Origin of the sequence: uncultured Microbulbifer sp., from assembly GCF_947489355.1 — a bacterium.
GTDB lineage: Bacteria > Pseudomonadota > Gammaproteobacteria > Pseudomonadales > Cellvibrionaceae > Microbulbifer.
The window spans coordinates 1-367 of the sequence record NZ_CANLDD010000204.1 but is presented as its reverse complement, the minus strand read 5'-3'; the positions used below and the strand labels follow the sequence as shown (position 1 = coordinate 367).

At 49.3% G+C, this 367-nt stretch carries 1 protein-coding gene; it reads left to right on the top strand.

All coding sequences use genetic code 11. The features are described from left to right. Positions 1-89: 89 nt before the first annotated feature. Positions 90-367, top strand: a 278-nt coding sequence (gene tnpA / locus Q1A48_RS21465; RefSeq protein WP_299948921.1) for an IS200/IS605 family transposase, incomplete at its 3' end; no start/stop codon positions are given.

Here is a 367-nt window from a genome sequence, read left to right as displayed (position 1 = left end):
GAGTAATCGGCTTTGCCTGTTACGAAAGAGGCGACCCATGTTACTCCTAGGTTCGAGTTGTCCCCACAATTCGAACGAAAGGAAATAACATGAGCCGTTTTGAAAAGCTAGCGCATGTTCTGTGGCATTGCCAATACCACATTGTTTGGGTTCCCAAGTACCGCTATAGAGTACTGAGGGGGCCGGTTGCACAGGAAGTGTACAACTGCATTCAGGTGCATTGCAGTCAGCTTCGTTGCAGGGTGGTAGAGCTAAATGTCCAAGCAGACCACGTGCATCTTCTCGTGAAGGTGCCACCGAAGGTGTCAATATCAAAGCTCTTGGGAGTCGTGAAAGGTAAAACGGCCCTGAGAGTGTTTACGCGATT